Here is a 12923-nt window from a genome sequence, read left to right as displayed (position 1 = left end):
CTCACCCCGCCCGGCCCGGACCGAGGGCCGCGGCGGGCGCACCGCCGAGCCAACGACACAACGCGGCGTACACCGCGTCGTGATTCAACAGGGCGAAATGATGTGCGCCCGGCACGTGCAGACCGTTGTCCTCCGCGAAACCGAGCCGTCTGGCCCGGCTCCGGCCCGCGCCGCTCGGCGTCAGCACCAGCCCGTCACCGATGAACCGGCCGAGCGGATGACGCGGACTCCGCGTGAACGACGCGGTCACGAAGTAGTGGTCCGCACCCTCCAGCAGCGGAACCTCCCGCACCGCACGCCGTTTCAGCGCGTCCGCGTCCACACCGCGCCAATCCTCGTCCACCAGCGAGCCGTGCCGCAGATCCCGGATCCCCGCGCTGCGCCGCCGTAGCATCCGGCCCACCGGACGGGTCTCCGGCAACCACACCAGCGCCGCCGACAACCGATGCACCACCTGCTCCAGCGGTGCACCCAGATGTGGCGAACCAAGACACACGATCTGGCGCACCAGCCGCACCCATGCCCGATTCTGCTCCGCCGCATCGAAACACGCCGCTCGCGCGATCAACCCGCCCATCGAGTGCCCGACCAGCGAGATGCGCCGCACCGGCACCGGCCAGTGCTCGACGAGCCGCTGCATCAGATCGGCGAACTCCCGGGCGTTCTGGGAAATGTGCAGCCCGCTGTTGTAGCGCACCTGCACGCACGCGCACCCCAGGTCCGTTGCCAAGCGCTCGGCATAGGTCGCCCGCCCGCCCCACCGCCACGCGTGCTCCGTCTCGACCAAGCCGTGCAGGAACACCACCAGATGATCGCGCGGCGGCACATGCTCGGAGATCGACTCCGGCGCAACGGGATTGCCGTCCACCCGGAACGTCATCGGACCGGCGAGGATCGGCGTGCCCTCCTCGAGGCTGTCGCCGATCAGGCCCTGCAATGCCGCCAGGAATCCCGCACCCCACACGGTGCGGGACGGGGGAGCGCCCGGCAGGTCCGCCGCTCGTTCGCCCACCGCGCCCGCGGTCATCGCCGCACCGCCGACGATCCGATACACGCCGTCGGTGATCGCGTCGTGCACCACCTTGACCGGCTCCGCGGCAGGTCCGACACCCAAGCGCACGGCCGCGAACACGCGATCCGACACCGCCCGATGGATCGTCGCGATGCCGTCCACCGCGCCACCCAGTTCGTCGCCCGCCAAACGGGCCAGGGCGCGAACCTCCGCCCGGCGCTGCGGGATTCTCTCCGACATGCATTCAGTGTACATATGTGCACTGAATTCTGTCGCGGGGAGTGTTCAGCTCGGCACGCGACTGACGGCGACGGCCGACTCCGTCAAACTGCCCATATACAACGTGCCGTCGTGTTCCACCACCCCGGTGACCATCGAGAAATCCGCGCCCTCGGCCTGGAGATCGTGCACGACCGTCCCGTCGAAATCGACCGCTTGCACCCAGACTGTGCGCGGCGGTTTCGGATGCGCCCATGCCGGCAGCGACCACACCACGCGGCGCAGCACGCCCGGCAGTGGAAGCAGGCGGTCCAGTAGGGGATCACGCGGGGCGGGCAACGTGATCCAGACCAGGCCGTCGCTACCGAGCGCCATATTGTCCGGGAAACCCGGCAGGTTCTCGATGAACCGATCGTGAGTGCCCGCCCGCGGTCCGGTGAGCCAATAGCGGGTCACACGATACGCGCCGGTCTCGGCCACCAACACGCAGGAGCGATCGGGGGCGAGCACCACGCCGTTGGCGAATTGCAGCCCGTCGAGGAGGGTTTCGACCTTGCCCGACGGGTCGAGCCGGAACAGGCGGCCGGTGCCGGAATGCTCCAGCAGATCGCCCATCCACTGGTCGAGGGGATAGCGGCGCGAGGACGCGGAGAAATAGATGGTGCCGTCGACATCGCGAACCACATTGCTGGCGAACGCGAGTCGCTCGCCGTCGATCTCGTCGACGAGTACCTCGAGCGCGCCGTCGGGGTCCATGCGCAGAAGTCCGCGCGCGAAATCGCAGATCAGCACGGAGCCGTCGGCATCGGCGTGCAGTCCGAGCGGGCGGCCGCCGGTGTTCGCCACTTCGCGCACCGACCCGCCGGCAGGGTCGATGCTCACGATCGCGCCGTTCTCGAGGCCGGCGATCACCCTTCCGTCCGGCGTGCGCACCACGTCTTCGGGTGCTGCGCCGGGGAGTTCGATCCTGGTGACCGGCGGCAGTGGGGGAGTGCTGCGTTTCTCGCGCGCCCTCTCGGGGGCGGACGGCGGAGTCCAGCGGTGCGGTTGCATGGTCGAGCCTGCGAACATGGCGGCCAGCGTATCCGCGGCGGAGCCGGAATAGCTGAAGAATCGAGTACGGAAAACTACATCTCGATATGGAAATATGCGCATCTAACCATGAGATATCGATAGCCCTTCAGCGCCCGGCAAACCTTGCGAAGCAAAGACGGGGAAGGGAGTTCCATCCGGACGCGGGTTGATTCGACGCTGTGCCAAGCCGAATCCACCCGCGTCGAATGTCAAGCGTTGGCGGCGGCCATGTCTCGTGCGTCCTTCTCCGTCGCCACGGCCGGCGCGCGGCGTCCCGGGATGGCGAGGGCGGCGAGGGCCGCGACTCCGCACCAAGACGCGCCGGGCAACCGGCCACCTCGATCGCAGCGCTTACATCGTGCTGTGCCGGTTGCAGGTGCAGGGTCCGATGTCGGTGGGGGAGTTGAGTGATGCCTTCGGGTTGGACACCTCGACACTGCACCGGCAGACGACCGCGATGATGAAAGCCGGTCTTGTCGAACGCATTCCCGATCCGGAGGGCGGGATGGCCCGCAAGTTTCGCGTCGCAGCCGAAGGGGAGCGACGTCTCGAGGACGAGCGCGCGTACAACGTCGCGGCGCTGGAGGCCGTCCTGAGGGAGTGGTCGGCGGCCGACGTGGCGGCTTTCGCCGGATTCCTGGAGCGGTTCAACACCGATATCGAGCGGATCGACCGACGGCCTTGGCCTCGGCCGTGAAGGTCTGATAAAAGATACCGATATCTAGATATGCATATCGATCTATATTGCAACCCTGAAGACGGGCAACTTCTTTCGACCTCTTACGACTTGAAAGACGCATAGACGAGGGGAGTGGTGGGTCACCGTGGCGACCCACCCGTTCCGCTACGGACTCGTGGTGAACACGTGCCACAGCACGCCGAGCGTGGCTACCGCGAACAGCGGTGTGAGAATCCAGGTTTCGAGCTTGTTCCCGGTTCGTTCGATGATCGGCAGGCGAGTACGCAGCTTGAACGGCCAGAACAGCCGGCAGCCGCGGTCGGTGAGGCAGTCGCCGACGAGGTGGGCGAAGGCGCCGAGGCCGACGCAGAACGGCAACCAGGCGGGCCGGTCGCTGATCCAGTTGTCCATCGCGAAGGTGCCCGCGGTCGCGAGGACGACGACCGTGCCCCACGAGCGGATTCCGTCGCCCGGCGGGTACAGGTGCAGGGCCCGTACTGCCAAGGCGAGGAGGAAGAACACGAGTGCGAGGGTGAATCCTCGTCCGATCCAGTGCATTCCGGCCCAAGTACCGTACGCGGCCACGATCACGAACGCGAAGGAATGGGTGGCCTGCCGGTGTCCGCCCGCGACGGTCGAGATGACTTTGCAGAGGAAATAGGAGAGTGGGCCGAGCGCATGCGCGATCGTTCCTTTGGGATGGTCGGCATCGGGCAGCAGCGCCGCGCCCGCGGTCAGGAAGACGCCGAGGAGGATGTCGACCGGTCCCAGCCGAGCCTCGCTGGTCTGCAATACCGGATAGGTCAACGCCGCGAGAGGCAGCGTCGCCGCCGCCACCGACCAGGCGAGCGCGCCGCTGGTCGCATGTGAATGTCCAAGCACCGCTTGGAGGTTAGTTGAACGTGTGACCACACGGCGTAATCGGACTGTCCGCCAGCGGATTGGCATGCTCGGCCGGTGCGCGTTGTGCGGCGCGAGTGACGGGCGCGGTCGAGGGCGTCGGGTGGGTGTGAGATGTTCGTGGAGCGGCACGATGTACGGGTGCATCGAGCATGTCCTTGTCGGTTCGAGCACGAGGCCCGGGGTGTTGGGCGAGAGGGCGCAGTGACGGTTTGGGGGTCACGCTTCACGGGTGTTACTTGACATAATGTCGATTATCGGCGCGAGAACGGCGTCGGGGGAAGGGGTTCGGTCGCCGTCGAATGTCGTTGATTTGCTTGCTGTTGCGTCTCGTGTCCGGCGCTCGTCGGCATCCGCCGTTTCTCGTATTCCTGAGGTGTGACTCTGTGTCACGGAACGTCGCCGTTGTCCCCTCGGCGCATATTTCTACGGCCGTAAATTTTCCGGCGATCGTCGGAATCATTCTAATGTCTTGGAAATTGCCAAGATTTGGCTCGAAAGGCTACTTCCCCGCCCTGTGGCCAGCCGGTCTAATGCGTCACAGTGACGAAAAACGCGTTCGGCGTTGATGATTCGTCGGTTCGGATGGCGAAACCTGCGCCCTCGAATTCCGGCGAGCACCTGTTCGACGGTGTCGCTGGGCGCGGTGGGGACAGCACGGCAGGCGTGCGCGGCGGCTGCGGTCGCGTGACACCAATGCCGCTCTGATTTCCGTTGTCGCTACAGCGTGGTGCTCTCGGTGGTCTGCGAGGCGGGGGTCGGAAGATGCTGCGCGCACACCGCTTCGACGAACTCCCCTACCGTCTCATCGGGCATTCGTCGCGCCAGATCGGCTTCGGTGATGATGCCGACGAGGCGTCCGTGCTCGGTGACCGGTAGCCGCCTGATCTGGTGGCGCTCCATGACAGCGAGCACATTGCCGATGTCCTCGCCCGCCTCGACGGTGTGCAGTCCCTCGATGCCCTGAGCCAGCTCGCCCGCGGTCGTGGTGTGGGGCGAGTGGCCCATTGCGAGGCATTTGACGACGATGTCGCGGTCGGTGACTATGCCGACGGGGCGCCCCTCTCCGTCGCAGATCGGCATCGCACCCACATCCAGTTGGTGCATCCGCTCCGCCACGGTCTGCATGGTGTCGCGCACGCTGATACAGGCCGCGCCGGGATGCATGATCATCTGTGCCGTGGTCATCGATATCTCCTGTCGTTCGCGTCGAGGTTGTGTCGGCAGTCGCCCACCGGCGCGCCGCACGGAAACCGCCCTCACACATCCGGGGCGAGGCATCGGCTCGCAGTCGGTCGAATCGGGAAGCAACCTCGATTCGACCAAGCTTCTGCCGTGCGGCGCAAGGGCCCGCCGACCCGACTGCGAGGGCCGTTCGTCTCTGCTGCGGGACCGGTCGACGCCATGGGTGCAGGCTGCGGGAGAACAGTCACTGTCATCAGCCGAGCGTGCAGCGGCTTGCACGACGGATCGACCGTGGCGCAGCGTGAGATGGACATCGTGGCCTGCTCGAACATGCGCTTGGGCGGCAGAACCGATGACCGCGGGGCGCATGCAGTGGTGACATCGCCCGGCCCGAGCCGGGAGGGGGCCAGCGATGCGGCTCGTTCGGCGACGAAGGTCCTCGCCGCGATGGCGGTTCGGCACTGTCGGCCGAAGGGATGCCCGCCGTAGCGTCGAGTCCTGCAGAGCCGCGAATCCGAGGCATGAAGGAGACTCCGATGAGGGTCCGTGTTGTCTATGAGTCGATGTTCGGCAATACCGCCACGATTGCCGAGGCGATCGCCAAGGGGGCGGGTGCGCACGCCGCCGTCGACCTGCTCGAGGTGACCACTGCGGCCCAGTCGCCCGCGCCCACGGTCGATCTTCTGGTGGTCGGCGGCCCGACCCACGTCTTCGGGCTCAGCCGGGCCCGTACACGTCGTGACGCCGCCACCCGCACCACCGCACCGGTCGCGGTAGAAACCGGTATCCGTGAGTGGCTCGGCAGCGCACTGCCGGTTCCCGAGGGCGCCCGCGCCGCGGCGTTCGGAACCAAGACCGCCCACCCGCGGTGGCTGACGGGCTCGGCAGCGCGCGGTATCGCACGACGGTTGCGCGGTCTGGGTTACCAGCTGGTCAGCGAGCCCGCCGATTTCCTGGTCGACGGGATGACCGGGCCGCTCAGCGCCGGCGAACTCGATCGTGCCCGCCGGTGGGGCGAAGAGCTCGCTCACGAACTCGAGCGCAGCGCTCACCGCAGCTGAGCGAAAGGCATCTCGGTCATGCCCTACCAGGTCGCGGTGGTCGAGTCGGTTCCGCACACGGTGCTCCAGCTGCACCGCACGATCCGCGCCGACCATGCCGGCGACGACATCGGCGCTGGCATGGACGCGCTCTATGCTCTCGCCGCTTCCGCCGGACTGACGGCCTCGGGGCCGCCGTCGACCACCTACCATGGCGACTTTCGCCCCGGAACCATCGTCGAGGTCGATTTCGCGCTTCCTGTCGGCACGGCCGATTCCCCTTCGGGGGTCGCCGACGAGCCGACGATGCGAGCCACTGAGTTCGGCTGGTATGCGCGCACCGTCCACCGCGGCGGCTACCAGACGATCACCCGCGCCTACCGCGCGCTCGAAACCTGGCTCGGCGCAGCGCCGTACCGGGCGGTCGGGCCGCCTACCGAGGTGTATCTGGTCGCGCCCGAGCAGGCGGTGAGCGCTCACGACCTGGTCACCGAGATCCGTATCCCGGTCGCACCCACGGATTTGAGCGCGACTGTCGCGGCGTCGGTCGCCGACACCGTGCTTCTCGTCCGCGAGGCACTCGTCGAACACGGCTTCAGCGTGCTCAGCGAACTCGACGTGCGTGCCACCGTGGCCGCCCGCACCGGTCGGCACATCGCCGACTACGTGATTCTCGGCGCGTGCAATCCGGAACTGGCCGCCCGAGCACTGGACATCGACCGACGTCTCGGACTGATGATGGGCTGCACCCTCGTCGTGCGCGCGGAGGGCCGCTATAGCGTCATCGAGGCAGCCGACCCGCTCACCATGGTCGAGCAGACCCACACGCACGCATGGAACCCCATCGCGCGACAGGTCCGCCACAGTCTGGTCGCTGCGCTGGCGCGGGTGCGCGCCTCCTCGGCCGAGCCGACCGCGGAAATCCCCGGCGACGGCCACTGATCCGCAATCCTGGCGACGAGCCGATCCCCACACCGGTGGCCCGATGAGATCGAACTGGCCGAGTCCCGGCCGTGTCGGGCGGAAGTCCGCTCATCAGGGGTCATCGTGCCCTGCCGCAGGGCGCTGCGGCAGGGGGATCGTGGAGGAAAGCGATTCGACCCGCGAAGGGCTACGACACCCATGGACGACCGCGGACTACCGGAGGAAGACACCGTCGCCACCGCCTTGGCGCTGGCCTTGCGCGCGCCGTCGAGAGGCAACATGCAGCCGTGGCGCTGGCGGATCGCTCCGGGCAGTGTGCATCTGTATCTGGATCGGACACGATCGCTGTCCGTGGGCGACCGGCGTGATGTGCTACTCGGCTGCGGGGCGGCACTGCATCATCTGTCGGTGGCCTTCGCCGCGCTGGGTTGGGCGACGATCGTGCATCGGATGCCGAGTCCGGACAACCCGGACCATCTGGCCACCGTGGCAGCCGTGGCGCGGCGGCCCACCGGCCAGGACATCGCCATGAGCGCCGCGATCACCCGTCGGCGCAGCGACCGCAGGCGCTACAGCGACTGGGCCGTCCCACCGGGATACCTTGGGCTGTTGGCCGAACGTGCCGCGGCTCTGGGCGCACTGATTCGACCGCTTCACGACCGTATCGCCGAGCGCTCGACTGTCGGGACGCGATCAGCGACGCGAGGCTGGGCAGACGACTCCCCCGCATCCGGCAGCCGAGGACCTTACGACCTCGACGACGCGACGGCATACCGCACCCAGGAGACCTGGGCCGACTTTGCCTCTGAACGCGCGCTGACCACCGCTGACTGGGCCGATGCGACCGAAGGGCCTGATCACGCCGACCTGCTTCTGCTGGCCACCTCCGACGACGACCCACTCGCGCAACTGCGTGCTGGCGAGGCGATGAGCGCGGTACTGCTGACCGCGACCAACATCGGGCTGGCCACCTGCCCGCTCTCGGCCCCTCTCGACAGCGCCGACCGACGCCTTCAGCTGCGACGCGACATCCTCGACAACTCCGCACACCCCCAAGTCATCCTGCGTGTGGGCCAGGCTCCCGACACCACTGAGCCGCCGCCGATCACCCCACGCCGATCGCTCGCGGAGGTACTGCTCTCTCCCGTCCACGCCTGACACCGTCGCCAGCGGGCCGACGCATCCCAGCGGCCGGTTGTGCGACGCCAGCGCTGCAAAACAGGCTTGCCTCGAGGCGTTTTCCTGCGGTGCGGGAGGGTAAGTCACCGGGCTGTGTCGACCTTGGTCCGGCCGCACAAGGACCAACGACTCTGCGCTCGGGTTCGCCTCGGCGGGCATGGTGATGACGGGCCGCGGCACCTCCCAGCGGCGGCTTGCTCGAACCGACACCAGAGGAATCACCGTGAGCGACACGACATCCGGCCAGCAGTACCACGCCAAGCCGGGAGAAAGCCTCGCCGACATCTACAACATCCCCGGCATCGTGCTGTTCATCGCGGGTGTGGTGAGCCTGGCATCCACGCTCACCGCAGCGGGAGACGGATTCACCCGATGGGTCGCGGTCGGCGCCACCGTTACCGCGCTGTGCTTCATCTCCAGCGTCGCGGTGTTCTGGCTCGAGCACGAGCGGCTGCGCCGTCTCGCCCAACGCCGGGGTCCGGTCCGGACCGAGCAGCAGCCTCGCGATTGACGAGCACGATTACGCCTACCGCCGAGGTTGTCCGGAAGGTACCCGAAGTCGCTGACATTCTCGGTGACGAATCGCGGTTCGACAGGAACCATCGGCCCTGTCGAACCGCGATCGGGCCCGCTGAGTTGAACGGAGGAACAGACAGATGACAGGAGGCACGATTGACATCCACCCGGCCGCTACGGAATACGAACCCCGGATAGACGCGCTCGTGCACCGCCGCGAATCTCAGCCCCGGTTATTAGAGGCATTCAGTTTGGAAGCGAGCACCGCGGCCTGGGTGCGTCGTTCGACACCCAGTTTCGTCAGCAGCCGGGACACGTAGTTCTTCACCGTCTTCTCCGCCAAGAACATTCGCTGGGCGATTTGCCTGTTCGTCAACCCCTCACCGAGCAGACCCAGCAGAACACGCTCCTGATCGGTGAGCGCGGCCAGCGGTCCCGTCTTGGCCTCGGCCTCTTCGCGCAACTTCGCCATCAACGCGGCCGCGGCCCGGTTGTCCAGCAGTGATTTGCCCGATCCGACATCGCGGATAGCGTCGACGAGGTCGGTCGTTCCGATGTCCTTGACCACATAGCCGCTGGCCCCGGCCAGGATCGCGTCCAGCATGGCTTGCTCGTCGGTGAACGAGGTGAGGATCAGGCAGCGCAGCTCCGGCTGCTGGTTCAGCAGCTCGCGGCACAGCTCGATGCCGTTGCCGTCGGGCAACCGCACGTCCAGCACCGCGACATCGGGTCGCAGCGCGGGGATTCGCGCCAGCGCCTGCGACATGCTGCCCGCTTCGCCGACGACGTCCATGTCGGACTCGGTATCGATGAGGTCGGCCACCCCGCGCCGCACGATGTGGTGATCATCGACCAGGAACACCTTGATCATGTCCATGCACCTCCGTCAGCCATGCTTTCAGCGTACGAAGGTATTCGCCGGATCGTGCCGGAGTTCGCCCTCGGAGTGGTGACCGAAGCCCCTTGACCGCTCGCCGTCTCACTCCCGGCGTGCCGCCGCCACGACATCAGCGCGCAACAGGCCGGTGCCGATGGACGCCGCTTCCGGCCAATTCGCCGCCGTCCCCGCCATGGTGGCGATCTGCGGGAGTCGCCTCGAGGCCGGTGCTCCATGCGGCGATCGGCAATCGACGGCGGGCAGTGACACGGCAGCTGGACGAGCCTGATCGACCCGTGCTCTGACGATAGGCAAACTTGATCCGAATTGAACAGTAGTGTTCAATATTGCTCGTGGGTGATCCCAGCCGCGGTACCGAAGGGGCGTGACCATGAGTTCGAATGCCGATGCGACGGAAGCGGAGGACGAGCAGGTTCCGGTCCTTGTCGTCGGTGGCGGTCCGGTCGGTCTGATCTTGGCGTTGACATTGGCGCACCACGGTGTGGCCGCGATGTTGGTGGAACGAAACCCGTCCACGACCACGCACCCGAAGATGGACATCACCAATGGCCGCAGCATGGAACTGTTCCGCAAGCTGCGTGTGGCCGAGGACGTGCGGAAAGTCGCGGTGCCGGAGGATCATCCGTTCGACGTGTCGTGGGTGACCAAGCTCAGCGGGTGGGAACTGGCGCGCTTCCGCTACCCGACCGTCGCCGAAGGTCGTGCGCTCATTCGCGAGCGCAACGACGGCACGACCACGCTGGAACCCCCGATGCGGGTGTCACAGGCGCTGCTCGAGCCCGCGCTGAAAGAGATTCTCGAGACCCGGGCGGGAGTCATCGACGTCCGCTACCGCTGGGGGCTCGAGTCGTTTCGTCAGGACGACGCGGGGGTCGACGCGGTGATCCGCTGCTCGGCGACCGGGCGGACCCGCACGGTGCGCGCGCAGTTCCTCGCCGGATGCGACGGTGCGGGGAGCATCGTGCGCAAAGGGTTGGGCATCGACCTGGACGACATCGATCTGCGCCGCCTCGCCGCGCGCGAACTGGGCTTGGGACGTGTAGTGGCGGCGGCAGTCCGCGCCTATCGCGAAGAGCGCGAGAGGCCGATGGACGGCAGGGTCTACCTGATCCACTTCACCTCGCCCGACCGCAGGCCGCTCGAACGGTTCGGCACGGCCTGGCACACCCAGTCACCCGAGGGATGGACGCTGATCTCGCAGAACGATCGCGACACCTGGACACTGCACATGCCCATCGGTCAGGGCGTCGATGCCGAGGCGATCGATCCGAAGCGGTTTCTGTTCGCGCGCTTGGGAATCGAGTTCGACTGCGACATCGTCGTCGCCAACGCCTGGCGTCCGCGGCTGTCGCTGGCCGACAGCTACGGCAGCGGACGGGTCTGGCTGGCAGGCGACTCCGCACATCAGGTCGTCCCCGCAGGCGGATACGGCATGAACACCGGAGTGGGTGACGCGGTGGGCCTGGGCTGGATGCTGGCCGCCGTCGTGCAGGGATGGGCGGATCCTCGCCTGCTGCACGCGTATGAAGCCGAGCGCCGTCCGGTCGCGGTGCGCAACCGGACGGCCTCCGCACGGCACACGCTGGTGCGCCTGGCGATCAAGACCGGCTACCGCAAGCGAATTCACGACGAGGGTTGGTCGGGAGATCGCGACCGTCGTCGTGCCGGCCGGGAGATCCTGGATCTGGGCAACCTGGAAAACGAAGCCGACGGAATCGAATACGGGTACCGCTACGACAACTCACCCGTCATCTGTCACGAACGACACCCCGCGCCGACCGACAGCATGCACACCTACCTCCCCGGCACACTGCCCGGGACCCGGCCACCGAGTCTGTTCCTCGCCGACGGCCAAGCCGTCTTCGATCTGTTCGGCCGCGGTTTCACCCTGTTGCGCTTCGACGACAGCGACGTCACCGCCTTCGTGACGGCCGCGGCCGAACGCGGTCTGCCGTTGGATGTCGTGGACATCCGCGACGAGCACGCGCGCATCCAGTACGAGCGGAACCTCGTGCTCGTCCGCCCCGACCAGCACGTCGCCTGGCGCGGTGACACCGTTCCCGATCGGCCCGCCGATGTCTTGGACCGCGTTCGCGGGGCCGCGCCCGGGGCGACCCTCCCGAACGGTCGCGCGTGACGGGTGACGGCTCGATCGACGAGACTGTGGGCATGTCATACCCGGAGTTGAACGCACGGCCTCGGTGGAGCAAGACCGGGAAAGCGCATTTCCCGGTCGCGGCCTGTGTGGACGGATCGTGGTGGGTGTTGCGGCTCAACTGCTTTCCCGATCACCCGCTCTGGACGCTCTTCGTCGACGGGCTGCGCCGTTTCGACATCGATGACACGCCATCGACGTGGGGCAAGCCGTTCGACCCTTCCGCTCCGGCGCTGGAGCCAGGGACGGTCGAGGAGATCCTGGAGCCCATCGGAGACTTCGTCGCCTACGCCAGTGAAATCGGCGATCCATGCGACAACCCCTTCTGCTGTGGTTGACGCACACTCGCACGGCACGAACGATGCCTGATCAGCGACCGACGCCGTGGTCGGTCCAGGCGACCGCGCGCACCGGGAACGTGCCCATCCCGTGTATCGGCGCGGGCAGCGCGACCAGCCGGGCGCCGGTGTTCGGGACCGCGTCGAGGTTCGTCATGTGCTCGATGATCGGGATGCCCGCGCCGAGCAGTGTGTGGTGGCACGGTCGCGTCGGCAGGGACGTGTCGTCGATATCGAGCGAATCGATGCCGACCAGCGCCACGTTCGCGGCCACCAGCGCCTCCGCGACCTCGCCCACCAGGAACGGATGCCCCGGCCCGAGGTAGGCGGGCGAGCCCCACCGGGCCGACCATCCGGTGTGCACGAGCACCGCCCTGCCCCACAGTCGTGCCGGGTCGCCGAGCGCATCCGGTCCCACCGCGCGGACCCCCTCCGCACGGATCATGACGATCCGCACGTTGAGCAGCCGCTCCAGCGGCAGCTCGGCGATATCGACGCCGCGGGCATGGAAATGGAACGGTGCATCGATATGGGTCCCGGTGTTGCCGACCATGTTCACGCGTGCGATGTCGTACATCATGTCGATCAGCGGCGACCGCTCCCGCGAAACCTCCGTGGTGACTCGCGGCCCAGGCAGACCGGGGTAGGTGAGCATGCCGTCGGAGATCGGGTGGGACAGCTCCACGATCGCCTTGCTCATATGTGCGACCGTACCGGGCGAACAGGTCCGTGGCGGTCACTCGAAGCGCGTTGATGACGCCCGGCGTGGACGTGTGCGCCGATCTGCTCAGCGTGCTGATGGCG

Annotated in this window: 13 protein-coding genes; 7 read left to right on the top strand and 6 right to left on the bottom strand. The window is 67.3% G+C overall.

Going from position 1 to position 12923, the window contains the following annotated elements; all coding sequences use genetic code 11:
• Nucleotide 1 precedes the first annotated feature (1 nt).
• Nucleotides 2-1252, bottom strand: a complete 1251-nt coding sequence (locus AC3EO7_RS22270; RefSeq protein ID WP_435592301.1) for a lipase family alpha/beta hydrolase — start codon at nt 1250-1252, stop codon at nt 2-4.
• 45 nt (nt 1253-1297) lie between these two features.
• Entirely contained in the window at nt 1298-2302 is a 1005-nt protein-coding gene (locus AC3EO7_RS22265) for an SMP-30/gluconolactonase/LRE family protein (protein ID WP_435592300.1), read from the bottom strand.
• Nucleotides 2303-2540: 238 nt separating this feature from the next.
• Between AC3EO7_RS22265 and AC3EO7_RS22260 the strand changes: the two genes are divergently transcribed.
• Complete coding sequence (locus AC3EO7_RS22260) at nt 2541-3002, top strand: MarR family winged helix-turn-helix transcriptional regulator (protein ID WP_435592299.1); 462 nt, start codon at nt 2541-2543, stop codon at nt 3000-3002.
• 147 nt (nt 3003-3149) lie between these two features.
• On the opposite strand, the gene AC3EO7_RS22255 is transcribed toward AC3EO7_RS22260, so the two are convergent.
• Together AC3EO7_RS22255 and AC3EO7_RS22250 are read right to left on the bottom strand one after the other, a co-directional pair.
• Nucleotides 3150-3866: a metal-dependent hydrolase gene (locus AC3EO7_RS22255; RefSeq protein ID WP_435592298.1), complete on the bottom strand. Its 717-nt coding sequence runs from the start codon at nt 3864-3866 to the stop codon at nt 3150-3152.
• A gap of 738 nt (nt 3867-4604) precedes the next feature.
• Nucleotides 4605-5072, bottom strand: a complete 468-nt coding sequence (locus tag AC3EO7_RS22250; protein WP_431965680.1) for a CBS domain-containing protein — start codon at nt 5070-5072, stop codon at nt 4605-4607.
• A 533-nt stretch (nt 5073-5605) separates the two neighbouring features.
• On the opposite strand from AC3EO7_RS22250, the gene AC3EO7_RS22245 reads away from it, so the two are divergent.
• From AC3EO7_RS22245 to AC3EO7_RS22230, 4 genes are all read left to right on the top strand, one after another.
• Nucleotides 5606-6130, top strand: coding sequence for a flavodoxin family protein (locus tag AC3EO7_RS22245; protein WP_431965678.1), 525 nt, complete (start codon nt 5606-5608; stop codon nt 6128-6130).
• A gap of 18 nt (nt 6131-6148) precedes the next feature.
• On the top strand, nt 6149-7051 hold the full coding sequence (locus AC3EO7_RS22240) for a DUF302 domain-containing protein (protein ID WP_431965676.1): 903 nt from the start codon (nt 6149-6151) through the stop codon (nt 7049-7051).
• A 180-nt stretch (nt 7052-7231) separates the two neighbouring features.
• Entirely contained in the window at nt 7232-8191 is a 960-nt protein-coding gene (locus AC3EO7_RS22235; protein WP_431965674.1) for an Acg family FMN-binding oxidoreductase, read from the top strand.
• A 244-nt stretch (nt 8192-8435) separates the two neighbouring features.
• Nucleotides 8436-8723, top strand: a complete 288-nt coding sequence (locus tag AC3EO7_RS22230; RefSeq protein ID WP_435592297.1) for a hypothetical protein — start codon at nt 8436-8438, stop codon at nt 8721-8723.
• A 228-nt stretch (nt 8724-8951) separates the two neighbouring features.
• On the opposite strand, the gene AC3EO7_RS22225 is transcribed toward AC3EO7_RS22230, so the two are convergent.
• Nucleotides 8952-9599 carry a response regulator transcription factor gene (locus AC3EO7_RS22225; RefSeq protein WP_435592296.1) on the bottom strand — a complete coding sequence of 216 codons (648 nt, stop codon included), beginning with the start codon at nt 9597-9599 and terminating at the stop codon, nt 8952-8954.
• Between the two features lie 397 nt (nt 9600-9996).
• Here AC3EO7_RS22225 and AC3EO7_RS22220 point away from each other — a divergent pair, with 397 nt between their 5' ends.
• Both AC3EO7_RS22220 and AC3EO7_RS22215 read left to right on the top strand, forming a co-directional pair.
• Nucleotides 9997-11763, top strand: coding sequence for an FAD-dependent monooxygenase (locus AC3EO7_RS22220; RefSeq protein ID WP_435592295.1), 1767 nt, complete (start codon nt 9997-9999; stop codon nt 11761-11763).
• A 32-nt stretch (nt 11764-11795) separates the two neighbouring features.
• Nucleotides 11796-12119, top strand: a complete 324-nt coding sequence (locus tag AC3EO7_RS22215; RefSeq protein WP_431965666.1) for a hypothetical protein — start codon at nt 11796-11798, stop codon at nt 12117-12119.
• Nucleotides 12120-12150: 31 nt separating this feature from the next.
• Here the strand turns inward: AC3EO7_RS22215 and AC3EO7_RS22210 are convergent, their stop codons facing one another.
• A complete protein-coding gene (locus tag AC3EO7_RS22210) occupies nt 12151-12819 on the bottom strand; it encodes a cyclase family protein (RefSeq protein WP_435592294.1) in 669 nt (222 codons plus the stop codon).
• Nucleotides 12820-12923 lie beyond the last annotated feature (104 nt).

Source organism: Nocardia sp. bgisy118 (genome assembly GCF_057708605.1).
This window is presented reverse-complemented; position numbering and strand designations above follow the sequence as displayed.

Coding starts and splice junctions, on each gene's coding strand:
- AC3EO7_RS22270 (WP_435592301.1), bottom strand. CDS start 1,252: ATGTCGGAGAGAATCCCGCAGCGCCGGGCGGAGGTTCGCGCCCTGGCC.
- AC3EO7_RS22265 (WP_435592300.1), bottom strand. CDS start 2,302: ATGTTCGCAGGCTCGACCATGCAACCGCACCGCTGGACTCCGCCGTCC.
- AC3EO7_RS22250 (WP_431965680.1), bottom strand. CDS start 5,072: ATGACCACGGCACAGATGATCATGCATCCCGGCGCGGCCTGTATCAGC.
- AC3EO7_RS22245 (WP_431965678.1), top strand. CDS start 5,606: ATGAGGGTCCGTGTTGTCTATGAGTCGATGTTCGGCAATACCGCCACG.
- AC3EO7_RS22240 (WP_431965676.1), top strand. CDS start 6,149: ATGCCCTACCAGGTCGCGGTGGTCGAGTCGGTTCCGCACACGGTGCTC.
- AC3EO7_RS22235 (WP_431965674.1), top strand. CDS start 7,232: ATGGACGACCGCGGACTACCGGAGGAAGACACCGTCGCCACCGCCTTG.
- AC3EO7_RS22225 (WP_435592296.1), bottom strand. CDS start 9,599: ATGATCAAGGTGTTCCTGGTCGATGATCACCACATCGTGCGGCGCGGG.
- AC3EO7_RS22220 (WP_435592295.1), top strand. CDS start 9,997: ATGAGTTCGAATGCCGATGCGACGGAAGCGGAGGACGAGCAGGTTCCG.
- AC3EO7_RS22215 (WP_431965666.1), top strand. CDS start 11,796: ATGTCATACCCGGAGTTGAACGCACGGCCTCGGTGGAGCAAGACCGGG.
- AC3EO7_RS22210 (WP_435592294.1), bottom strand. CDS start 12,819: ATGAGCAAGGCGATCGTGGAGCTGTCCCACCCGATCTCCGACGGCATG.